General features: G+C 39.9%; 17 protein-coding genes. 11 read left to right on the top strand and 6 right to left on the bottom strand.

All coding sequences use genetic code 11. The features are described 5' to 3' along the window. Positions 1–10: 10 nt before the first annotated feature. The 3 genes from MSKOL_RS06760 to MSKOL_RS06750 all read right to left on the bottom strand — a co-directional run bounded on the left by MSKOL_RS06760 (position 11) and on the right by MSKOL_RS06750 (position 2,555). Positions 11–736 carry a TetR/AcrR family transcriptional regulator gene (locus tag MSKOL_RS06760; protein ID WP_048154620.1) on the bottom strand — a complete coding sequence of 242 codons (726 nt, stop codon included), beginning with the start codon at positions 734–736 and terminating at the stop codon, positions 11–13. Positions 737–887: 151 nt separating this feature from the next. Continuing rightward, complete coding sequence (locus MSKOL_RS06755) at positions 888–1,688, bottom strand: EFR1 family ferrodoxin (protein ID WP_048154617.1); 801 nt, start codon at positions 1,686–1,688, stop codon at positions 888–890. 351 nt (positions 1,689–2,039) lie between these two features. Further along, entirely contained in the window at positions 2,040–2,555 is a 516-nt protein-coding gene (locus MSKOL_RS06750) for a VOC family protein (RefSeq protein ID WP_231592516.1), read from the bottom strand. A 412-nt stretch (positions 2,556–2,967) separates the two neighbouring features. Here MSKOL_RS06750 and MSKOL_RS06745 point away from each other — a divergent pair, with 412 nt between their 5' ends. After that, a complete protein-coding gene (locus tag MSKOL_RS06745; protein ID WP_052725627.1) occupies positions 2,968–4,137 on the top strand; it encodes a DEAD/DEAH box helicase in 1,170 nt (389 codons plus the stop codon). A 441-nt stretch (positions 4,138–4,578) separates the two neighbouring features. Here MSKOL_RS06745 and MSKOL_RS06740 read toward each other — a convergent pair whose 3' ends face one another. Beyond that, entirely contained in the window at positions 4,579–5,346 is a 768-nt protein-coding gene (locus tag MSKOL_RS06740) for a hypothetical protein (protein WP_231592514.1), read from the bottom strand. A 303-nt stretch (positions 5,347–5,649) separates the two neighbouring features. Between MSKOL_RS06740 and MSKOL_RS06735 the strand changes: the two genes are divergently transcribed. The 3 genes from MSKOL_RS06735 to MSKOL_RS18700 all read left to right on the top strand — a co-directional run bounded on the left by MSKOL_RS06735 (position 5,650) and on the right by MSKOL_RS18700 (position 9,570). Then, on the top strand, positions 5,650–6,279 hold the full coding sequence (locus tag MSKOL_RS06735) for a CatA-like O-acetyltransferase (RefSeq protein WP_048158206.1): 630 nt from the start codon (positions 5,650–5,652) through the stop codon (positions 6,277–6,279). Positions 6,280–6,655: 376 nt separating this feature from the next. Beyond that, on the top strand, positions 6,656–6,862 hold the full coding sequence (locus tag MSKOL_RS20680; RefSeq protein ID WP_048154609.1) for a hypothetical protein: 207 nt from the start codon (positions 6,656–6,658) through the stop codon (positions 6,860–6,862). Positions 6,863–7,308: 446 nt separating this feature from the next. Next, entirely contained in the window at positions 7,309–9,570 is a 2,262-nt protein-coding gene (locus MSKOL_RS18700; protein WP_052725371.1) for a HEAT repeat domain-containing protein, read from the top strand. A gap of 14 nt (positions 9,571–9,584) precedes the next feature. On the opposite strand, the gene MSKOL_RS06715 is transcribed toward MSKOL_RS18700, so the two are convergent. Next, a complete protein-coding gene (locus tag MSKOL_RS06715; protein ID WP_048154603.1) occupies positions 9,585–10,166 on the bottom strand; it encodes a hypothetical protein in 582 nt (193 codons plus the stop codon). A gap of 486 nt (positions 10,167–10,652) precedes the next feature. Here MSKOL_RS06715 and MSKOL_RS06710 point away from each other — a divergent pair, with 486 nt between their 5' ends. The 3 genes from MSKOL_RS06710 (at position 10,653) to MSKOL_RS19195 (ending at position 13,493) form a co-directional block, all read left to right on the top strand. Further along, the gene (locus MSKOL_RS06710) at positions 10,653–11,903 is read left to right on the top strand and encodes an NAD(P)/FAD-dependent oxidoreductase (RefSeq protein WP_048154599.1); all 1,251 of its coding nucleotides are present in this window, start codon (positions 10,653–10,655) and stop codon (positions 11,901–11,903) included. Between the two features lie 169 nt (positions 11,904–12,072). Further along, positions 12,073–13,323, top strand: a complete 1,251-nt coding sequence (locus tag MSKOL_RS06705; RefSeq protein ID WP_231592510.1) for a Glu/Leu/Phe/Val dehydrogenase — start codon at positions 12,073–12,075, stop codon at positions 13,321–13,323. Beyond that, positions 13,320–13,493, top strand: a complete 174-nt coding sequence (locus tag MSKOL_RS19195) for a rubredoxin (protein ID WP_229393495.1) — start codon at positions 13,320–13,322, stop codon at positions 13,491–13,493. Before MSKOL_RS06705 ends, MSKOL_RS19195 begins: the two co-directional genes overlap by 4 nt. 63 nt (positions 13,494–13,556) lie before the next feature. On the opposite strand, the gene MSKOL_RS20675 is transcribed toward MSKOL_RS19195, so the two are convergent. After that, positions 13,557–13,733: a hypothetical protein gene (locus tag MSKOL_RS20675; RefSeq protein WP_197078849.1), complete on the bottom strand. Its 177-nt coding sequence runs from the start codon at positions 13,731–13,733 to the stop codon at positions 13,557–13,559. A gap of 468 nt (positions 13,734–14,201) precedes the next feature. On the opposite strand from MSKOL_RS20675, the gene MSKOL_RS06700 reads away from it, so the two are divergent. From MSKOL_RS06700 to MSKOL_RS06685, 4 genes are all read left to right on the top strand, one after another. Next, entirely contained in the window at positions 14,202–16,934 is a 2,733-nt protein-coding gene (locus MSKOL_RS06700; protein ID WP_231592508.1) for a PAS domain S-box protein, read from the top strand. Between the two features lie 510 nt (positions 16,935–17,444). Then, entirely contained in the window at positions 17,445–19,151 is a 1,707-nt protein-coding gene (locus MSKOL_RS06695) for a hydantoinase/oxoprolinase family protein (protein WP_048119692.1), read from the top strand. Positions 19,152–19,153: 2 nt separating this feature from the next. After that, positions 19,154–20,740 carry a histone deacetylase gene (locus MSKOL_RS06690; RefSeq protein ID WP_048119690.1) on the top strand — a complete coding sequence of 529 codons (1,587 nt, stop codon included), beginning with the start codon at positions 19,154–19,156 and terminating at the stop codon, positions 20,738–20,740. A 671-nt stretch (positions 20,741–21,411) separates the two neighbouring features. Continuing rightward, positions 21,412–24,525, top strand: coding sequence for a right-handed parallel beta-helix repeat-containing protein (locus MSKOL_RS06685; protein WP_048154592.1), 3,114 nt, complete (start codon positions 21,412–21,414; stop codon positions 24,523–24,525). Positions 24,526–24,664 lie beyond the last annotated feature (139 nt).

Raw genomic sequence — 24,664 nt, 5'->3', positions numbered from 1 at the left:
AATCCAGGATTTAAGATTCATTTCTCTTTTTCTTTTCAGGTGCCACAGGCTCGGTTAAAAAGAATCCAAATGATGCGAAATCTTTGACATCCGTTTTGTGAGATTTTTCACCGGAAGAGATGGCAGGAGCGATAAACCGGAAAAACTCACTGGCAAACTGCTCATAGCTGAAACCCTCTGCCTCGATCACCAGTTTCCATTTATTTTCCATTGACAGGATACCCATGAAAGAGATCATAAGGTACATCGAGGTCAGGAATGGATCGAGATCGGCCCGGATTGTACCGTCATCGATACCCTCCTGGATCGCATCCCGAAGGATCAGACGGCAGGTACCGTATCCCTTTCCAATCTCTGCGGTACACGGGTTCTCTTTGGAAAAACGCTCAGAACCGTAAAAATGGATCATTCGAAGGTAATCGGGGTATTCCTGTGAATATTGGTAATAGGCCTGGCCCATCAGGGCTACCTTGACAATGCCCGGCACCTGTTTTTCCATGCATTCCGTGTATTTTTCTTTAAGGAGCTGGATACCACAGAGTACAATGGTTGCGAAAAGTGTCTCCTTATTTTTAAAATATAGATAAATAGTAGCCTTATTCAGTTCAACCTCGCGGGCGATGTCTTCCATAGAAACATCTTCATAACTTCGAGAAAAAAAGAGACGCTCGGCTGCATCGATAATCTCTGTTTTTCGCTGTTCCTTTTCTCGTTGCCTTCTATCGGCGATTCCCATAGTTCCACTCCACCTGATCCAAATTTATAGATTTATATATATATATAGATTTATATATATTATAACTGTTCATCATATGATTTAATTATATGATTTAAGGAATAAATGTAATTATTCTAGTTTTGTGCTTCTACCAATTGGGATATGTTCATTAGATAAAACATTCAGGCTCCTTTCGCTGGCTATAGAGTGTATGGAGGCGCACTGATGCATCTTTCACAAGCCCAGGTTTCATTGATCTGGCATTTTGCGGGCAGCTTTTGATACACGCACAGCAGGTAATGCATTTTTCTATATCAATCAAACGGGAATTTTCTGCATCAACAGCACCAACAGGACATACCTCTGCACAGATTCCGCACTGTGAACACTCGTCACTGACCGCGATAAAATCAACAATCCATAATTTTGTAACTCCTCCATAAGGATAATTGCCAGGCACATTCACATCAGAAACCTGAGAAATTGATGAAACTGATTGCAGTTTTTCACGTATTTTCTGTCCGAATACCTCTGCATGATGTAAATCATCTTTATCAGGACGTCCCTGTGCTATTGGTGTCTCGGAATTTGAGAATGAGTGTTCCCCGAGATATGCTGCACAGGCAATTGGAATACACCCACATTTCATTACAATATTTTTTAGTTCGAGTAATGCATCATCATATGCTCGATTGCCATAAACTACAACACAAACCGTCGGTGTATTATGAGCCTGAATTGTATTCAGCCATTCATTTAATAATGCCGGCACTCTCCCCATATAGACTGGAACTCCAACTACAAGCAATTCATTTTCCGAGGCCAGTAGTGGTTGTTTTCTTGCATCCGGTCTGGTAATATCAATTAATTCCACTGTGCCTGGATTAATACCATGAGCAATGCCCTGGACAACCGCTTTTGTTGTTCCGGTAGGTGAGAAATAAACTAATTTCGCTGATCCAATTTCCATTTCATTTCCTCCAGTAGTTAAGTAACTCTAAGTTATATTATTACTATTGGTGATTAAATAACTATTGGTTAGTAAATAACTGTTAGTTAGTTTAAAAATATTTCCAAGGGGAAATATCAGATGCCTGACGAAGAATAAAACTTTTTATGGGATGAATAAGAAATTAAGGCTCGTTGAGAGGTTTTCTTTTTTTCTGCTTGCCCTCCAGCTTAGAGTCTGATTTCTTGAGTGCGCAGGAAAGTTCCTGCAAACAGGCTGCAGGCTGGACTCCAGAAGAAGATGCAAAGCTTATAGGTGATACTCTCGGTTTATCCAGGAAGCAAATAAGAACCGCAATGAATTGAAAAAAGATTAGTGGTGTTGAATTAGCGCTATTTTGACTCCATTTGGGTCTTCTAAGAAGGCAAGGGTTCCAACTGTTATTGGTATGGGTTCCATGGTGATTCTGGCACCTTTAGATTTGAGTTCTTTCACTGTGGTGTTTATGTCTTCAACATCCATTCCCACCGAAAACAGGCCAGTTTCATTCTCTGTATTTTTTATGAGCTCTATCATAGCATCCCCTTCCCCTTTCAATAATGTGATTGTTGCTCCAGGTTGGGGATTGTGTTGGCTATCTATTTCAAGTCCCATAACTTCTGTGTAAAATTTAATTGACTCATCCATATCCTCAACTATGATGGTAGCGTATTTAACTTTCATATTATCACCATATGAATACTGTTTATCATTATTTATTAATGTTGAATTTGGTAATTTTTTATCAACGATTCTATCCCAAAAGCCATTTTTACTCCCATATTGGGAGGTACCCAAAACTATTTTCCTAATCAGTAGTTCGATTGTTCCTTTCAGAACAAGATTCAAAAAAGTAGTTTTTGGGTTTTGGGATCAGCTCATTATCTAATGATAGATGAGTGAGCCTTGCAGTGTTATGCGGTATATTGGATGTGGTGGCGCGCAAACAAACCGGAAACGGCTCTTGCATGAAGCGGCACACTATTACAAAAGGAACCTTTGGAAGAACAATGAATGCTGGGTAATCACATCATCAAAATAGGCAAAAGTATAAAGGGAGAGTTCACCGTTATAAGCGATTACTAACTTTTAAGCAGTAAATTAATCTTAACTTTTCTAAAGTTGTGCTTATAGCTCTTAATTGTTTTTAATATGTCTTAAATATACGAATATGAAAAAGCAATTAAGTAGCTTTTTCAGAAAAATCACGGAAAGTCTAACTATGAATAATTTTAAAAAACTAGGTCTCAATAACGCTGTTTTGAAATCAATAGATGAACATGGCTTTGAAAGCCCTACAGCAGTACAGGAAAAATCAATTCCCCTAATACTTGCTGGGGAAGATGTTATAGCCGGAGCCGCAACAGGTTCCGGAAAAACACTCGCATTTGCTTCCGGCATATTACAAAATTCCGAAAAAGGAAAAGGAATTCAGGCTTTGATCCTGACCCCTACAAGAGAACTGGCGGAGCAGGTGGCAAATTCTTTCAGGAAATTCTCAAAATACGACCCGTTAAATATCGCATCTATCTATGGCGGTGTAGGGATCAATCCACAAATTAAAGAATTAAAGAATGCCGAGGTTGTTGTGGGAACACCCGGTAGGCTACTCGATCATATCAGCAGAAATACCATCAAACTCAATAATATGAAAACCCTTGTCCTTGATGAGGCAGACCATATGTTTGATATGGGATTCAAAGTGGATGTAGAAAAAATTATCAAGGAATGTCCTCAAAATAGGCAGACCCTTTTGTTCTCTGCGACCATTACAAAAGATATTGTCCGGCTTTCCCGCAAGTACATGGAAAACCCGGTTCGAGTTTCAGTAGAGTCTTATATCGACCCGCAAAAATTGAATCAGGTCGTTTATAAAGTACAAGATGACATGAAATTATCTCTGCTCGTGTACCTTCTGCAAAATGAGAAGTCAAACCTCGGGATGGTTTTCTGCAACACAAAAAGAAACACTGAAAAAGTCGCAAAAAACCTGAGAAAATCAAGTATCAATGCCGTAGCAATTCATGGCGGTTTGACACAGAACGAACGAACTCGCATAATGGAAAAATTCCATTCCGGGAACATATGTGTCCTTGTATGCACAGATGTAGCCGGAAGAGGGCTTGATATACGGGGTGTTTCCCATGTTTACAATTATGATATTCCCAGGGAGAGTAAACAGTATATTCACAGGATTGGAAGAACTGCACGAGCAGGAGCAGAAGGAAAAGCGATAAATATCCTTTCCAAAAATGACCATGCTAATTTCATGAGTGTGCTGAAAGACAATGATGTGGATATTAAGGAACAGGCACTACCTGCTCTGAAGAAGATTGTAATTGAAAGACCGGAAATAAGGTTGCAAAAGCCGGTAAATAGGATGAACAACCCCTCCAGAAAAGGTCATAAACCCAGGCACAAAAACTGTTAGACACCGTTCGTCTGTGCATTGCATTATAACTAACCATTGATCGATTGGCATCGGCAGGAGCAATGGACTGCTCCTGTAAAACCCAGGCACGAGAATAAGAACGACGGCCAGTTCGTGCCACTACGATGTCAAAATGCACCCTTCCGATGCCTTCGGACCAATGGGCAGAGGTCGTTGACTGCGGGGTGGGAGATTTATGCTAAAATCAAATTGCGTGCGGCCACCCCAACCTGAACATGTCATAAGTACTGGTTAATTAGTTGTTATTATTCCTGAATGACCGTAAATTGCAGCTCACATTCTTTCTTTCCACGCGCCGCGCTCCGCTTGAACCCGCCTGCGTACAGTAGATAAAAATGAAATCATTATCCACACCGGGAAGTCTGACCCCGGATAAGGATATAGAAACCTATCTCTCCAAATCCATTGAATAAAAATAAGTTAGAAATATGTTTCAATTGTAGCATTCTTTTTTAATTCGCCAGATTCGGCAACAACCGCATCCAATTTATTTTTATAAGTGCCTTTATCTCCATCGCGTCCAGTAACATCTGGATAGACTTCAAGTCTAATATCAAATTTCATGTCCTTACTGTTGATATTATCACTCATTTCAATATAAGTTTCATATGTGATTACTCGGGACATTAATCGAAAGTGTTGATAATCTTCTCCTACTAATGATACTTCACTTGCAATCGGATATAAAATAGGACTGCTTTCATTGATAGGGTTTTCATTGTTCATCTGTTCCAGTACTACAATCTTTGAAAAGGAAATATCTGCAAGAACAGATTCATTTGTCCTAAACTCTAGCATTGGACCGTGTTTGGTACTTACAATAGAAGTCGTCCAGTTTCCTTTGAGTGATTTATTGTCGAGTGACTCAGTAGTATTTTCAAAATATATTCCTCTTATGTACTTCTCTGGCGTGTGGAAAACATGCTCTTGTAGGAGACTTTTGAAAAAAGACGGTTCTTCCTGAGAAGGTGTGATTGCAAAAACTCCTTCTTTTGTTGCAGGAATTGGAACTAAAATTTTCGTTGTTCCCAATACTTCAGTTCCTGAAAGACCACTTATTTTAACCGTATATTCGTAATGTGGCCTTAACTCGTCAGCCCTCCAGTCTCTTAGATTCATCTCTACAACGTATAGTCCACTTAATACTATCAATAAGAGTATTAAAAAATAAGTGATTATCTTTTTCACTGTTTCATCATCCTTAACTGAAAAGTGAGAAAATGAAAAGATTCACCTTCTCATGTATTTAACAAGGCCTATATTGTACCTGGCAGATTTCTTAATTCTTAGGCAAGGCGACCTAAACTTTGTAAATCATTAAAGCAAAGAACCATGCCCTTTGGGCATGAGGAGTTCAGTCTTATCTTCCAGTTTGCCCGAACTCTGCACACATAATAAAAAAATGTAATTGTAATATATAAAAATTTTTGATAAAAGGAAATATATCGTAATGTAGATTGTATTGAACGTTGATTGAACAAAGGCGTAAATATGGGAAACAGATACCAAACAATAGATTTCGAAACATGGAAAAGAAAAGATTATTGTCAAATCTACAGGAATGCGGTACAGCCTCAATATTGTGTGAGTTTTGAACTTGATGTGACGAACTTTAAAAAGCGCGTTAAAGAAAATAACTGGTCATTTACGATGGCGTTTATATTTGCCGTTACGAAATGCGCAAATAAAATAGAAGAGTTTCGGTATCGTTTTCTTGACGGTGAAGTTGTGTTATATGAGTCCATTGATACCTCATTTACATATCTGGATAAAGAAACAGAATTATTTAAGGTAGTAAATGTTCCCATGCAGGATACGATTGAGGAGTTTGTGCAATTGGCAACCGTAACGGCAGAAAATCAAAAAGAAAGTTTTACAGGACCTGTAGAAAACGATGTATATCAATTCTCAGCCTTGCCGTGGATAACGTTTACGCATATTTCGCACACGGATTTTGGAAACAGAGAAAAAGCGCAACCCATATTTGATTGGGGAAAATATCAGGAAAGAGAAGGCAAATTTATGATGCCATTTGCAGTCCAAGTTCATCACGCATTTGTTGATGGTATTCATATTGGCAAACTTGCGGATAAGCTGCAGAGATACCTGGATGAAGTGTAAATAATAGCATGATTGGGATCAATAGTTCACCAATTTCTATTTTTTTTAAAGTTATGTCTTCAGAATACGTCGGTTTTATAGTATAAAGCTGTGCATATGGAACTTTTTGAATTTCACTCCTGAAAGCTTTAAAAGTTCTTGAATACACACATATTCAAGAACATTAGCAAGCAAAAACGAAAAACTGGATTTTGTTAAAACTGAGTATGAAATTGAAATAATTGATTCCTATGACGTAAGGCAAAAGATTCTCAATATTTCTTAATTGACTGGAAGAAATTAGGATTTTCTAAAGGTACTTTACATTAAATAAGCAGAACACGCAGGCTGATAAACCGTTTACTCTTAACAGCCATGTTCTGGAAAGGGGAAATAAATGGGAGGCTCTGGTCTCAGGTCAAAAAACCAGGCACTTTATAAGCAAATGTTTACAAAGAACAAGCAGATAGGCCAGCTTAATGAAGTTACACAGAAACAGGCTGTTCATATCCAGAGCCTAATACAGGAAAACAGTAAATTGAACATGAAACTTTTTCCTGAGATTACCGAAAAACTCTGTTGGAAGCTGTTTTTCAATTTTTAGCTAAAGAAAAGCCATTTAATTTCTATATATACGTTGACAAGCATAAGAACGACCAGAAATATCAAATGCCAGCCTCGATAGTGTTTCATGTCTGGCTTAAGTTCCTTATCCCAGTCATCTTCATCTCTTTTTATATATTTTCCTCCTTCGTTTTTTATTGTTTCAATTCTTATTTTGCTGGAAGGTGTTTTGCAATAGGGTTTCAAAAAGCCATATTATGCTTTTGTTTGCAAAATAAAGCAATTTAATAGCAGATATTTTAAACATATTCCGCTGGTCTCACTATTACACCAGGATATATAAATACCAGCTGAATATAAATTTTTCGAAAATGAACTGGCTGACGTTGATAAATGTTCACAAAATTATCTGTATTCTTTATTCTCTAAAACCAAAAAGGAAAATTTTTAACCATTACCTTTTATTATATTTCTGGTGTTTGGCAGTTGGTCGACCAAGAGAAAATTCACAATCAATGTCTAAGCAAGGATCCAAAAGAGCGTAGACATGCGTTAGTGGAATTGAAGAATTTATTCTCATTAATATCAGATAAACAACAGGCATGGAACGATTTACATAGACTGACTAATGATGAAGACAGTTCTGTGAGATATAGGGCTGGCTATGCTATTGGTTCTGTGTTTTCTCAAGTGCCAGATAAACAACAGGCATGGAATGATTTACATAGACTGACTAATGATAAAGACAGGTCTGTGAGGTGGGCGGCTGGTTCTGTTCTTGGCTCTGCGTTTCCTCAAGTGCCAGATAAACAACAGGCATGGAACGATTTACATAGACTGACTAATGATGAAGACAGGTCTGTGAGGTCTGAGGCTGCCTCTGCTCTTGGTTCTGCTTTTTCTTATGTGCCAGATAAACAACAGGCATGGAATGATTTACATAGACTGACTAATGATGAAGACAGTTCTGTGAGATATAGGGCTGCCTCTGCTCTTGGTTCTGCTTTTTCTTATGTACCAGATAAACAACAGGCATGGAATGATTTACATAGACTGACTAATGATGAAGACAGTTTTGTGATGTCTGAGGCTGCCTCTGCTCTTGGTTCTGCTTTTTCTTATGTACCAGATAAACAACAGGCATGGAATGATTTACATAGACTGACTAATGATGAAGACAGTTCTGTGAGATATAGGGCTGCCTCTGCTCTTGGTTCTGCTTTTTCTTATGTACCAGATAAACAACAGGCATGGAATGATTTACTTAGACTGACTAATAATGAAGACAGTTTTGTGATGTCTGAGGCTGCCTCTGCTCTTGGTTCTGCTTTTTCTTATGTGCCAGATAAACAACAGGCATGGAATGATTTACTTAGACTGACTAATGATGAAAATAGTGATATGAGGTCTGAGGCTGCCTCTGCTCTTGGTTCTGCTTTTTCTTATGTGCCAGATAAACAACAGGCATGGAATGATTTACATAGACTGACTAATGATGAAGACAGTTTTGTGAGAACTTTCTCTAATAATTCTCTTGGTAGAGCTTTAATATTTATGGCTTCCCAAGCAGAAACAGATGAAGATTACAAAAAAGAATTAGAAAAGGCAATAGAATTTTTCAAAATTGCAGCAAAGGAAGGATGTAAAAATAATCCAGCTCAATTTTGTCTTCCTTTTTATCGCTCATTCCATTCAATAATTTTTAAAAAACAGGAAGCTAAAGAAGAATTGAACAAATATCTGGAAGAAGCTAAATCTGCAATTCAAGGCTCAGAGAGCAAAGAACTGCTTTTTGAAGCTGTTCAAAACCTCGCAGAAGCATTAAAAGAAGTCCAACATCTTGAAAATATGGATTTAGCAGTAAAGAAAGATGAGCTTAATTTCTACAGAAAGTACTGTGATCACGCAGCAGAAATAATGAAATGTACTAACGAAAAAGCACCGATTGCGACAGCAGTTCTGAGAAAAGGACTACCCATTTTAGATAGAAATCTAAAAGAGCTTATTGAAGAGATTCAGGAAAAAGCAAGAGTTACTTACAAGGAATCGATAGGAACCGAAGTAGAAGAAACTGCACGTGCTGTCTGTAAGGAAGTCCAAAAATGGGAAATAGGTAATCAGGAAGAAATGACACAAAAAGTAGAGGATATTGCTTATTTATTAAAAATGAAAGTAGCAGACCTTCCTGAAAATAGATATCTTCTAAACAAGATTGAGGCAATGATACACGAAAGAAATCTGGTGAAACAATATGATGCCTTGCTTTTTGTAATTGGGCAAATTCCCACGATGAAAGTAATCTCGGAGCAAGAATTGGATCAAAAACTTCAAAAATTTGATCACATCTTCTATGAAATTATTTGCGTTAAAGATAAGTTGAATTGCATAAGCTTTGATATTTCCAAAATCAAACTGAACTCGGCTGATGTTATATCTGATCTCAAGACCATGAAAAAGGAACTGGAAAAACTAAGTAAGATAGAGGGCCTAAATACGTTCTCTATCCAAAAATTAGATTCCATCCAGATTGAGAAGATAAATGGTTTTAACAATAATATTCTAGGCCACTTGGATGAAATAAAAATTTTAATACATGAGCTTTCCAAAGACAATAATGAGATATATGAGGAATATTCTCGGAGATTGGATGAGCTAAAACAATCAAAATTAGATACGTTATTACAAAGATACTCAGCAGTTATTTCCTTAATTGGTTTTGTAATCTCAGGGATTTCAATAGCTCATTGAAAATCTATTTATTATCAAATTCCAAAAACGTCTTTTAAGTTTCCTCTGAACGTGTTTCCTTCACTTATAACATTGAACTTACAAGGTACAGTAACAACGATTGCATCTCCTGCATACGCATCCCTGTTGAAAGGAGCCATAGTATTCTTTATTTCATTGCCTGTAAGACGCACAACATACCCAGACCTTGCAGAAGTAGTTATGTAAGTCCCTATTCGGATACCTTTACAGTTACCATCCAGAACATTTCCCCGAATGTCTACCACTGTCCACCCATCCAGGCATATTCCAGCAACGGCTGAAAGTCTATCAGCAGTTTCTTTGTTTGCAATTACAGGCATCTGCCCACCGTTTGTTATGGTATTTCCTTTAATTGTAAGTCCGGCATCACCATTTGAATTTTGAATTTTCACGTTCCGGATTCTGACTTTTGAAGCCCTGTTTCCTCCAAATAGATTATGGTAACCTTTCCCATGAAGCACATTCTGCTTATCAGCCAGCCCATCAAACGTGAACCCTTCAAACAGATAATTTTCGCCAGAGAAACTGAAAACTGGTGCCTGCGGCTTCCAGAGGCATGCCGAAGCATAAAGCATTACTGGATGATTGCTTTTTCATCGCCAGTTATTATAGCACATTACCTATTTGTAGAATCAAATGTAGTTTTGAGACAGCTTGACGAGATCAATATTATATCCTTAATTTGACAGAAGCATATATATTACAATGTAGAAATGGGTTTTAGGCTTCTGTTTTCTCCATAGAATTCAAATTTTTATCAGGAATTAATTAATAATCGATGCACTATTAGATAATAAATCGTCCTCATAATATAGAGCTCACATATATAGAATAATGTCATTGTATTCAGTATCACTGTATTCAGTATCACTGTATTCAGTATCACTGTATTCAGTATCACTGTATTCAGTATCACTATATTCAGTATCACTGTATTCAGCGTCGCGGTATTCAAAATTATACAATTTATATAAAACTATTATAATTTTAATGTAGTTATGAATTATGAGTATATTCAGCTCCCTGCTACTGTAAGGGCTTATTCTCGAGGTTAACACAGTATGAAATATGATGTCGTTGTGGTTGGAGCCGGGCCTGTGGGATCTACTGCAGCTCGCTATGCAGCCCTGAATGGGGCAAAGGTCCTCATGATTGAAGAGCATGCTTTCATAGGGTCTCCTGTAAGCTGTACCGGACTTTTGAGTACCAGAGCGGTTGCAGAGTGCGAGCTCAAGCCTTCGGACGAGTTTGTCTTCAATTCCGTGCGTGGAGCCTTCGTATATGCTCCGGATGGGCAGTGCCTGCCAATCGATGGAAAGCAGACCAAAGCGTATGTGGTCTCACGGAAAAACTTTGACCGCGCCCTTGCAGTAAGGGCTGTGGAAGAAGGTGTTGAACTATCTCTCAGGACAAGGGCTGTGGGACTCGAAAAACCGAACCCGGAAAACGAGACGGGGGAACAGCAAGATTCTCAGGTAAAACTCAGGGTACTGAAAAACGGCAAACCTGAAACAGTATTTGCATCCGTCGTGATAGGAGCTGACGGCGTAAAAAGCCGGATAGCCAGCTATGCAGGGATGGAAAAACCTGCCCGCGTACTTCCGGGTATCCAGATCGAAGCTCCTTATGCCTCGGATGACAGCGACTTTGTTGAACTTTTTCCTGGCTCTTCTGCTCCCGGCTTTTTTGCCTGGACTGTACCCGTTAATGAAAAAATTTCAAGAATTGCGCTCGCTCTTGAACCCGGACTTACCTGGAAAAGTGGTCAGAAAGACTGTTCTCCTCTTTCTTATCTTGAGAAATTCCTGCACTTCAACCCTCATGTAAAAGCAAGATACTCAGGAGGCATGCTTGATTTTGTAGTAGGGGGAATCCCCATAGGCCCTCCGGAAAAAACAGTAGCGGATGGGATTCTGCTGGTCGGCGATGCGGCAGGGCAGACAAAACCGACCTCTGGAGGTGGTATTTACACAGGAGCCTTTGCGGCAAAGATCGCTGGAAAGGTTGCTGCACAGGCTGCCCTTGAAGGAGATACCTCGGCAAAGCGGCTTTCCGAATACGACCAGCTCTGGCGGAAGGGTCTTGGAAGAGAGCTTGAAATAGGCATGAAAATTCATGACTACATCGGAAAGCTGGAAGACAGGCAGTTCAATGAACTTATAGGTTCGCTAAACACCCCTTCTATTCTCGACACAATTACCGAATACGGAGACATGGACAATCCTTCTATCCTTATAAGGAAGCTCATGCTTTCAGGAAATTCCTTCAGACTTATGAAAGCTTTTGGAACATTCATAAAGACACTCTTTTGATATCTCGCAGCCTCTTAAAATTGAGGCTTTTTTATTTTTACTGCTTCAGTTGAAAGGATAGAACGGGTTTGAGGCCCATGCTACTTTTTAATGAGCACGGTGTTCAGAGGGCCAATTTCCAGCAGGTATTTAACTTTCGGGAGCCCATTATTTTAAAGGGGGGATAACTTTGAGTTCTCACTCCAAGCTCCTTGAAGACGTTAAGCAGCACCTGTGCACCTGTGCTGCAGGCCTTAAACTCACGCCTGATATGGAAGTGTTCCTGGAAGTGCCTATGAGAGAACTCTATGTTTCCCTCCCTGTCCACATGGATGATGGTTCTATTAAGGTTTTTAAAGGCTTTCGGGTTCAGTACAACGAAGCTTTGGGCCCCACGAAAGGAGGTGTTCGTTTTCATCCCGACGGTACTATGGAAACAACGAGAGCCCTTGCGGCCCTCATGACCTGGAAATGTGCCCTTCATAAGCTGCCCCTCGGAGGAGCGAAAGGTGGGGTTATTTGCAACCCAAAAGAACTTTCACATAGGGAAATCGAGCGCCTGAGCAGGGCTTACATCCGTGGTATTTACCAGATAATAGGCCCGGACAGGGATATCCCTGCCCCTGACGTTTATACAAATCCACAGGTTATGGCCTGGATGATGGACGAATACTCGAAACTCGCAGGCAGAAATGTATTTGGCTCCATTACAGGCAAGCCGACAAGCCTTGGAGGCTCGGCAGGCAGGTATGATGCCACTGCAAGAGGCGGTTTATACACTATAAGGGAAGCAGCAGAAAGACTTGGAATAAACCTGAAAGATTCAAGAGTTGCAGTTCATGGCTTTGGAAACGTAGGATATCATGCCGCTTATCTTGCAAAGAAACTATACGGCTGCAAGGTTGTGGCTGTAAGCGACAGCAAAGGCGCAATCTTCTCACCCTATGGACTTGACCCCGAAGACGTTTCAGGCCATAAGCACTCAACTGGTTCGGTGCTGAACTATCCGGGAGCAGAGAACCTAACTAATAAAGAGTTGCTGGAACTGGATGTTGAAATCCTGATCCCGGCTTCTCTTGAAAACATAATCACTGAAGAGAACGCGGGAAACATTAAAGCCAGGATTCTTGCCGAGATGGCTAACGGTCCAACTACATTCGAAGGAGAAGCAATCCTCAATTCAAAAGGAATTCATATCATCCCAGATATCCTCTGCAACGGGGGCGGAGTTATTGTCTCATACTTTGAGATGGTACAGAACCAGTCAAGTACGCAATGGGAAGAAGAGGAAGTTCGGAATCGTCTGGAGAGGAAGATGAAAGAAGCATATTGTTCGGTATATGATTTTGCCTCAAAAAACAATGTCGAGATGCGACAGGCTGCATATACTCTTGCTGTCGGCAGAGTGGTTGAAGCCATGCAGCTCCGGGGCTGGATATGAAAACAGGGATGACTCAAATGTACAGATGCGGCAATTGCGGATACCTTTACAACCCTGATCGTGGTGATTCCTCACAATCCATAGTTCCGGATACGTCTTTTCAAAGTCTCCCAAAATCATGGACATGCCCGAGATGCGGAGCCCCCAAAGAAAAGTTCAAAAAAATTTAACTTAAGACCTTCAAAAAGAACAGTGCATAAACAGATGCATGTTAGAAATCCTACAGATGCATATTAGAAATCCTCTTCGTTCATCCTGTTTCTTTCAAAGTTAAGAATTTTTCTGATGATTATTTTTTTAGACCCGATCCAGAGCTCCTCATTTTCAGGGTAATTCTCCTTTACATATTCAAAAAGATCATATACATTCATATCGTCAAGTTTTCTTTTCAGTAGATTGAGATCCTCCATAGAAATACCTCCCTTATAAGTTTAAGCTTTAGTCTAGATTTAGTTACTGGATTTTATATTATTCAAATATTCTTTCAAAATATTTTAAATCCAAAGTTTTAACCTGAAGTTTTCTCCAAATTTTCTCTCCAGAATTCATTCAAGTATTAGTCCAAAAACGTTGTCAGAACACGTATATCTGAACATTTTTTTAATGTTTTCAGAAAACAAAAAATCTATTGGACATTACCATGGACCTTCCTGGTACTTGCAGGTTTGTAAATATCATATTTTTTATAAATATCTATTGTTAATTGTCTGGATCTGATACATTTTATTTAGCACATATAATAAATTTAGTGCACATTATCAGAATATTAATATGTTAGAAAATTTAATGATAATCCCAGGATGATGCTTACAAAATATACCTGAAGCTTGAACTCTGGCATACATATTCTGTATAGTTAACAGGAAGTTTACGAAGGAATGAGCAGAGAATCTGGATACGGTGGCCCTAACATAAATCGCAACGACATTAAGGGTGCGGAAAACGAAGAAAACTGGATGGCCGAATTTTTATTAAATAGCCCTGGCCCTGTCCTGCGAATAGGGTCAGAAGGAACAGTTCTTTACGCAAATAAAGCAGGAGAATCCTTACTTGAAGCTCTTAAAAGCCAGGTTGGAGAAAAAGCGCCTGCTGAAATCCTGAAGACTGCTCGGCGAGTAGCAGTCAGAAATATATTCGAACAAACTGAACTGAAAGCAGGCGAGAAAACTTATTCAATCGTTTTTACTCCTTTACTTGCCTGCAAAAGTGTAATTATGTCTGCATTTGAAATCACTTCCTTCAAACAGACCGAAGAGAAACTACTCTTAAGAAAAAGAGAGCATGAAGTGCTTTCCCAAATTTCCGGTATCTCTCTCAAAGTCCCGGATTTTCAGTCTCTGCTTGATCAAGCCTTGCCTCTTGTTGCAGCAACTCTTGGCATAGAGTACTGCTGCGTCTTAAAACTCCTGCCTGATGGAAATTTTATATTTGAAACCGGGACCGGCTGGAAGCCAGAAAACACAGGCAGGATCATTAAAAAAGATTTAGCTTCAAGAGCTGGCTACACTGTACTTTCAGATTGCCCTATCCTGTTAGAAAAACTTGATAAGAAGAATTCCTTCAGAGCAATGGGCCTTGAGGAATCCCTGAGTATAATTAGTGGAATAAGTTTGCTGCTAGGAAGTATTGAAAAGCCTTATGGAATGCTGACAGCTCACAGCACGAGAAAGGAAAAATTTACCGAGGAAGATACTCGTTTCCTGAATGCTGTTGCAATAATCCTTTCATTTACAATTCAAAGAAATAAAGTGGAAGACACACTCCGAGAAAAGGTGTATTTTCTGGAAACTCTACTGGATACAATTCCAACTCCTGTATATTATAAGGACCGAAAAGGCTATTATCAGGGCTGCAACGAGCTCTTTGCAAGGATGATCCTCGGAAGTTCAAAAGAAAAAGTAACCGGTCATACTATGGATGAGCTTTCCGAAGCAATTCCCTCAGAGCTTAGTGAATTTTACACCAGTATGGACAGGCAGCTATTCCAGAAAGGAAGAAGCCAGGTTTACGAGACTAAAGTACTGTGCTCTGACGGGATCAAAAGAGACTTCATTTTCAATAAGGTCGCGTACAAAAGTTTTTGTGGGAATATAGAAGGGCTTCTAGGAGTAATGCTTGATATTACAGGACGTAAAAAAACAGAAGAGAAATTGCAAAAAAGTGAGGAGAGATACCGCCTTATTGCGGAACAAACAGGGCAGATGATATATGATATTGATCTGAAAAACGGTAGGGTTGAGTGGGCAGGAGCAGTCACTGAGCTCACGGGTTACAGCAGTAAAGAAATTGAGAATCTTGATTTTTACGATTGGATTGAACACATTCATCCAGAAGATTATGAAAATGTGCAACAGTCATTGAAAAACTGCTGGAATACAGGAGATAAATTCAATGAGGAATTCAGATTAAAGCGAAAGGATGGAGGCTATTTTTGCGTAAAAAATAAAGGAGTATGCCTGAGAGATGAGGAAGACTGCATATGCAGGGCTCTCGGGGTAATGGTAGACGTTACCGCAATTAAACAATCTTCCATAAAATTGAGGGAAAGCGAAGAGTTATACAGGTCATTTTTACAGAATTTCAAAGGAATTTCGTTTAAACTTAACAGGAATTTTGACCTCCTCTTGCTTGAGGGAGCCCTTGATGAAATAACTGGATATACCGAAGAAGAATTTATTTCTGGTAGAATAAAGTTCTTTAACCTTATTGTCCCGGAAGACAGACCATTGTTATATATGATTCAGAGTAAACTGATTTATTCCCCGGCCCTCTCACCCTCCCCTAATTCCATTATGGAGTACGACTACAGACTCAGGAGAAAGGATGGAAGCATAAGGTGGGTCCATGAGTTAATTCATAACGTATGCAGCACTTCAGGAGAAACTGCATTTATTCAGGGGTATGCCTATGACATTACCCCAAGGAAAATCGCTGAGGAAACCCTTAAGAAAGCCGAAAAAATTGGAATGAGAGAGATTCACCACCGGATCAAGAATAATCTTCAGATAGTCTCCTCTCTGCTTAGCCTTCAGGCTGACAAGTTCAAAGACAAAAAGGTTATTGAAGCTTTCAGGGAAAGCGAAAAACGCGTAGTTTCGATGTCCATTATTCATGAAGAACTTTATAAGTCAAAGGATGCGGCAAGCGTTGATTTTGCAGCATATCTAAAGAAATTGACTGCGGAAATTCTGCACTCTTACAGAGTTGGAAATGAGGAGATCAAGCTTGTCCTTGAGGTGGACAGTACACTTCTTGGAGTTGATACTGCAATTCCACTGGGAATTATAATTAATGAACTTTTCTCTAACTCCCTTAAGTACGCGTTTCCAAAAGGTATGGAAGGAAAAATCAGGATTTCCCTCTCCCGAAATGAAGTTGAATGTGAAAAAACAGGCGAAGCAACCGAAAAGAAATTCCCAGAATTGCCTTCCGGTTTTACTCTTGTCTACTCGGACAATGGGGCCCGTTTTCCAGAAGAAGTGGATTTCAAAAATTCGAAAACCCTGGGCTTACAACTTGTAAATGCTCTCGTTGAACAGATTAACGGAACAATCGAGCTTGAGAAAGGGAATAAAACAAAATACACTATCAGGTTTGAAGATAAAAGATGAGCTTCAAAAAATAGAACTACTTCCCCGCGTCTTACAATTCTATCAATTTTACTGTTAAAACTGAGATTCATTGTTTTCACTCTTATTAATCGGGCTTTCTTACAGGTTTTTTCTTTTCACTTATTCAGAAGCAAACTTTTTTGTGGATTACAATTCTTTTTTCAATTCAGAATGTTTTTGTCATATAAGCTTAGAAATAGTATTCCTGTGAATCAAACGTTTTCAAAAAATGTTTGATCAAAAACTCTCTCAGAAACTGGAATATTTGAGTTACCAGACAACACCAAACGTTTTCAAAAAAAGTTTGATCAAAAACACTCTCAGAAACAGCGCTATGTGAGTTGAACCAGATAATATAAGCTTCTACTGAGAACTCATCTGGAACTTGATATTATTTGAAGTTTGATGTTTCTGGCACCTTATGTTTTGAAATTGATATAACTTATATTTTATATGACATAAGGATAAAAGAATTAAAAAATATATACAGCGAGGATAGGCGAATTGTGAATGCTAATAGGAATTGATGTCGGAGGCACTACCACGGATGCAGTGCTTATCCAGAATGGAGAAGTGTATAGTACTGCCAAGGTTTCCACTGAACACGGAAATCTGTTAAATTCCCTGCTTGAGGCCCTTGATGCTGTCAGCAAAGATATTCCTCCTGAGCAGCTGGAAAGAGTAGTGTTCAGTACAACCGTGATAACAAATCTCATTGCCGAAGGCAAAACTGACCGTGTAGCCCTGGTATTAATCCCAGGACCCGGGGTTAACCCGGCAAGTTATACTTTTCCTGACAGTTTTTATCTAAAAGGGGCTATGGATTACAGGGGAAGGGAAATTGATCCCCTCGATGAGGCCGAGATCAGGAAAACTGTGGGTTTGATCCAAAAATCCGGATTTTCGAGAGCAGCCATAATAAGTAAGTTTGGGCAGAGGAACCCTTCTCACGAACTCAGGGTAGAGGAGATTTTCAGGGAGGCATATCCTGGCTGCAAACTGGAACTCGGGCATAAGGTTTCTGGAAAACTGAATTTTCCAAGACGGATAGCAACTGCCATGCTTGCCTCTGCCACCAGGGAACGCTATCAGGAGTTTGTTGACAAAATCAATAAAGCCCTTGAGGAGAGAAATATCCGGGCTCCTGTGTATATCCTGAAAGCCGATGGGGGAACTCTTCCGGTTGAGAAATCAATAGAATTTCCTGTGGAAACTATATTTTCGGGCCCTGCTGCCAGCACAATTGGAGCTCTTGCCCTTACCTCTGAAGGAGAGACCTCAGTGGTAGTGGATATAGGAGGGACTACCACAGACCTTGCATTAATTCTTTCAGGCAAGCCCCTTCTGGCTTCTAAAGGCGTAAAACTCGGAGGTTTCCTTACACATGTCCGGGCTTTTGCGGTCCGCTCGATAGCTATAGGAGGAGACAGTGTTGTAAGGGTTAAGGACCTGGACCCAGGCACAAAACAGATAACAATCGGCCCTGATAGGGCAGGCCCAGCTTACTGCATGGGAGGAAAAGAAACTACCCCCACGGATGCCCTGAAGTTCCTCGGGCTTATTGAAGTAGGAAATCCCGAACGTGCAAGTGAAGCGATTAAAGTCACAGCTTCTGAACTTGGAAAATCCGAAACTGAAACTGCATCCCTGATTGTGGACAGAGTTTCACAGATGATTGCTGACGCGGTCAATGAGATGTTTTTTGAATGGGAACAGGAGCCTGCTTACAGAGTATGGGAGGTACTGCAGGAGAAAAATACAAGGCCTGAAAACGTGGTTGGAATCGGAGGGGGTGCAAAAGGGCTTATTGCAGAGATTGCAAAAAAACTTAATGCAAACCCTGTTATTCCCGCACATGCCGAGGTGGGAAATGCTATTGGAGCAGCCGTTGCAAGGCCCACGCTTACTCTGAACCTGCACATTGATACTGAACAGAAAGTGTACTCTGTTGCCGAGGAAGGGGAGATTGTCAGTCTAAACACAACAAAGTTCAAGAACTTGAATAAAATCAGCCTCGACGAAGCTGAAACCCTTGCAGCAGATCTCTTGAGGGAACGTGCGAAAGATTTCGGAATTTCCGAGTATGCCAATGAAGCTGAGATCGTTAATAGTGAAGTCTTCAATGTCGTCAATGGCTGGTATACTACAGGGCGGCTTTTTGACGTAAACATGCAGATTCCTGCAGGCCTGATACCGGAATGGAAAAGGAGGGAATAAGCATGAAACTGGGGTTTGGAAGACTCAAGGATGTACTGAAGACTGGCTCAGGAACAACTCCAGCAGAAGAGGAAAAAGAGCAGGCAGAGAATAAAGATAAGGCAGAGAAAGAAGAGATGCAGACGATAGAAAATAAAGAAAACGAGCTTGAAATATCCGAGGGAAAGGAGGGAAATACAATGGAACTGAAAAAGACCGGGCTGGAAGCGAAAAAAGGACCATTATCCCCGGCAGACCGCACTAAGGCCAAGAAGACAGGCCTTATCTTCTTCCCTGCCTTTGACTGGGCTATTTCACCAACCCATCCCGAAAGAGAAGAGCGCCTTCTTTATACCAGAGACCAGATCTTTGAAGAAGGCCTGATGGACCTGCCAGAAATAGCCGAATATAAACCTCGCCTTGCAGAATACAGGGATATTGCCAGAGTTCATTTCTGTGTGCCTGATGTAAAAGCACAGGCTACAACTCCTCACCTGATCGCAGCAGGTAGTTGCCTGGTGCTCGGGGACGCCCTGATGAAGGCAGAGGTCAAAAATGCTTTTGCGCTTATCCGCCCGCCTGGCCACCATGCAATGACAGTTGCACATGGAAACCGGGGATTTTGTAATATCAATAATGAAGCTATCCTTGTCGAGTATCTGAGAAAAACATACGGGATCCGCAAGATTGCGATTGTGGATACCGATGTGCATCATGGGGATGGGACTCAGGATATTTTCTATAATGATCCTGATGTGCTTTTTATTTCCTTCCACCAGGACGGAAGGACTCTTTACCCTGGTTCTGGCTTTATGAGTGAACTGGGGGGCCCAAAAGCTCTTGGGAGGACGATCAATATTCCCCTGCCGCCAGGGACACCTGATGAAGGCATACTTTACGTGCTCGATTCCCTTGTGCTTCCTATTCTTAAGGACTTCAAACCTGAGCTTGTCCTGAACTCTGCGGGGCAGGATAACCACTACACCGACCCTCTAGCAAATATGCGCTTTTCCGCACAGGGCTACGCAAAATTGAATGAAAAACTTGCCCCTGATATGGCCGTGCTTGAAGGAGGTTACGCAATCCAGAGTGCACTGCCTTATGTGAATACAGGTATAATCCTTGCAATGGCAGGGCTTGATTATTCCTGCGTAAGGGAACCCGACTTCAAGCCAGGCATGTTTGTCCAGGCTTCAAGGGATAGAAAAACTCTGGAAGAAATAGTTGCAACCCAGCTTGAAAACTGGAAAAACAGGGACAGGCTTGTAGAGGCTGAGGTGGCAAAACACGGAGACTTCTACCGTCGAAAAAAACAGATCTTTTACGACACGGATATGATTCAGGAATTCCAGGAAGAATCCATCCGGATGTGCCCTGACTGTCAGGGCTATAAAACCATTGACTCCAACGCTCATGGAGGCATAGGCAATCCCAGGATATTCGGGATTTCGATTCCGATCTACGCCTGTGAGAACTGCCAGGCTGAAGCCAGGGAAGAGTACAGGAAAAGGCTAATTCATCCGGAATATGGATACATCTACCTGCAGGATAAAAAACAGGATGAATACAGGACATATAACACAAGTACAAAGAAGGAAACGGTTTATTAAGGTAGGAAAATTGCTTTTTAGCTAGAAAATGAGGTATTAAAAGTTATAAAGGCTTTTTTTCTTTTTTCTCTTTTCTTTCTTCCGTTTCCGTTTCCCTTTTCCTTTTCCTTTTTCAGTTTCTTTTTCCTTTTTCAGTTTCCTTTTTTGTTGTTATTTCTGCTTATTTATTTTTGTTACTTGTATATAGCTTCATATATTTTTTGAAGTAGTTTGTTGGAATTCATACATATTTTTTATAATATTTTTTCTAGAGATATCATTGTTTTTTAGAGGCACTTATTAAATATATTAATTTTACTCTTAGTTATCAAAATAACCAGGTTCTTAGCAGGCTTTCATCAGATAGTAAAAACCTGGATCGTCTGGCTGGAAAGTAGCTGAAAATTTATGTCTTATCGTGAATTTTAATATTTAAGCAAGGGCAAGAAATGTAATATGTAGTCAGTGTTAACTTATTCTCAGCTTAATATAATTGGAAGCAGATATCGGAGAATAAAAGGGCAAAGGGTAGAAATTAAGAGACAATTCCGGTAAGCTATGACATTACTTTGTGGCTTTCAAGTATAATATATTTTATGAATATAGTAATCAAAACCGATATGTTTATATTATACTTACAATTAGTTTCTAATTAATTTAAGAAAGTAATATTTTTAACTTATTTTATCTGTATGGAGGGATTTGAAATAAACAGAATAAAGCTTTTATTACTAACATTTTTAATATTAACGCTAAGTTCCGGTATCGGGGCAGCGGCTGAGGTTCACCCGGGAGATTCGATTCAGGCCGCAGTAAGCAGTGCAAATTCAGGCGATACGATTATAGTATACCCAGGAACCTATTATGAGAATATTAACATATACAAAATAGGACTAAAGAATCTGGTGCTCATGTCAGCATCAGGGAATACTACAGACACAATAATAGCCTCCAATTCTACAGACAAAAATGTAATCTCTGTGACTTATGGAGAAAATATCACAATCAAAGGATTTACGATCAGAGGAGCCGTAGCAAACGATACGGCTGGTATCAATATGGTTGGAAGTCATCACTGTACTATTGAAAATAACGTATTTCTTAACGATGCCCTTGGAGTACAACTTAAGGCTGCCTCCAACTATAATACAATTCGCAATAATATATTTACAAAAGATACTATTGCTGGAGCTGGGAGGGGAATAAATATTGAAGGCTCTAACTATACCACTGTTTCGGGCAACCTGGTTTCAAAGCAGAGATATGGAATTTATACTACTATCTCTGAAGGGCATAATATCTCAGGAAACACTGTAAGCCAGTGTGCAGACCACGGTATAGTTATTCAAACTTCAAAAGACAATACCCTGAAAAATAACGCTGCAAGTTCAAATGGGAAATTAGGGATTTATCTCAGATATTCAAGCAACACTGAACTGAAAAATAACACCATATCAAGCGGCACTAACGGAATCGACCTTGAATGGTCCTCTGGATGTACACTCTCTGGTAACAAAGTAGCTTTGACCAGTGACCATGCTATCTTTTTTGATAACTCTAGCAATAATAACCTGCAAAGCAATACAGTTTCAGACAGTCCTTACGGGATAGCTCTGAGATATTCTGACAACAATAACTTGGTCAACAATAACGCTTACAATAATACCAGGGGCTTTTACTTAACCTTGACATCAAGCGAAAACAAGCTTTCAGCCAATAAAGCAAATTCGAATACCAATGGTATTGTTCTTGCGTATAATGCCAATAATAATATTATCGACAACAATGAAGCAAACTTAAACAATAATTATGGTATCGCGCTGGGGTCTTCATTTAAAAACGATGTGTCCAATAACAAAGTTTCCCAAAACGACGATGGAATTTCCCTTGACGCTTTATCAAGAAATAATATACTTTCAGGCAATACTGTGAATTCAAATAAAGGCTATGGAATTCTTCTGGAAAATTCAAGCGATAATAATGTTATAGGTAATATTGTAGGTTCAAATAAGAACGGTATATACCTTGTTAACTCCGGTAACAGCAACGTGAGCAGCAATACAGTGCAGCGTAATGAGTTGGGAATTAACCTGTTGACCTCAAATTTGAGCACGATTTTTAACAATTCAGTCGTGGATAACCGTGAGTATGGGATCTTCGTCTCACTCTGCAACAATAATATTATCTCCGCGAACACAGCCTTTAACAGCAGCAGAGGAATTTCTCTCAACTCTTCTGAAAGCAATAACGTTTCAGGCAATACTGTTACCTGGAATATTAATTATGGTATTTTCCTGTGTGCCAGGAGCTACAATAACCTCATTTATAATAATAACTTCAATAATGCTGTAAATACCAACGTTAGAAATGCAAGATGTATCTGGAATTTAGCAGAAACTAAGGGCAGAAACATTATGGGTGGTTCATATCTAGGAGGCAATTTCTGGGCAAAACCTGATGGTACAGGACATTCCCAGATCACACCTGATGCAGACAATGACGGGTTTGCAGATTTGCCATTTACCACAGATAACGTTACTGATAATTTACCCCTCATAGATGTCCCTGACCCTGTTGTTCCAACTGCTGATTTCAGCACCAGTGTAACCAGCGGTTATGCGCCTCTTACGGTTCAGTTTACTGATCTATCACAAAACGCAGTCTCTAGAAGCTGGGACATTAACAATGATGGAACCGTAGACAACACCAATAAAAGCTTTATCTATGTATATCAGGAGCCAGGAAATTATACTGCTAAACTTACAGTAAGCAACGAGAACGGCACAGACTCAAAAACTCGGGATATAATTGTCACTAAGTTTATAATTTATCCTGTTGCGGACTTCAGTGCCAATGTAACAAGCGGATATGCTCCCCTTTCAGTCCTGTTCACTGACAAATCACAAAATGCAACCTCAAGGAATTGGGACATTGGCAATGACGGAACTGTGGAATCTACAAATGCAAGCTTTGTTTATGTGTTCACTAATCCTGGTACCTATCCTGTTAGCTTAACTGCGATAAATGAAAATGGTACTTCCCCCTCAAAAACTGCCACAATAACTGTTACTACAGAAGAAAGTAGCTCAAGCGGTGGAGGCAGCCATCACAGCAACGGTGGAGGCGGTGGAGCAGGCGGTTCCCCTGAACCTCAAACTAATGTTCAAGTCAAGGAACTTTCCCAGGCACGAGTTACAAACGGAAAGCCTGTATTGTTTGATTTCACAAAGAACGCAACCTGTGTTGCGTATGTGAGCTTTGATGCAAAGAAGACCGCAGGCAAGATAACAACCATTGCCGAGCAGCTCAAAGCAAAATCAACTCTGGTTTCAGTCCTGGATTCGGGAGAAGTCTATAAGTATTTCAACCTCTGGGTTGGAAACAGCGGGTTTGCAACAGAAAAGAACATTGAAAACCCTGTAGTGTGCTTCAAGGTTGAAAAGTCCTGGCTGCAGGATAAGAAGATCGACCAGAGCTCAATTACTCTAAACAGGTACAACGACAAGAAATGGTCACAGCTACCCGTGAAATTATTAAAGGAAGATAGTAAATACCTGTACTTCACGGCAGAAACACCGGGCTTCTCGTTCTTTGCAATAACAGGAAAAGCGGTAGAAAAAGTAGCTGAAGCAAAGCCTTCAACCAATACTTCGAAACTTGATCAAAATAGTACAGCATCGGAAACGGAACCTGAGCAAAAAACCGAACAGGAAGAAGGAAAGAATAAAACCACAAGCATACCTGGATTTGAAGCGCTCTATGTAGTGGCTTGCCTTGTTATGGCATTCCTGCATAGAAGAAAATAAAAGAACGACTAAATAAAGAGAAATAAGGATCAAAATTTTTCTTTTTGCTCTTTCTTATTTCTCCATTTTCTTTTTGTTTTTTATTTTCCTTTTTTTCTCCAGTTTACTTACAAATATTGTTTACTGAATCAATATATTT

The sequence above is a fragment of the Methanosarcina sp. Kolksee genome (genome assembly GCF_000969945.1).
Lineage (GTDB): Archaea > Halobacteriota > Methanosarcinia > Methanosarcinales > Methanosarcinaceae > Methanosarcina > Methanosarcina vacuolata.
The sequence above is the reverse complement of the archived record's forward strand: the minus strand, read 5'-3'. Positions and strand labels throughout refer to the sequence as shown.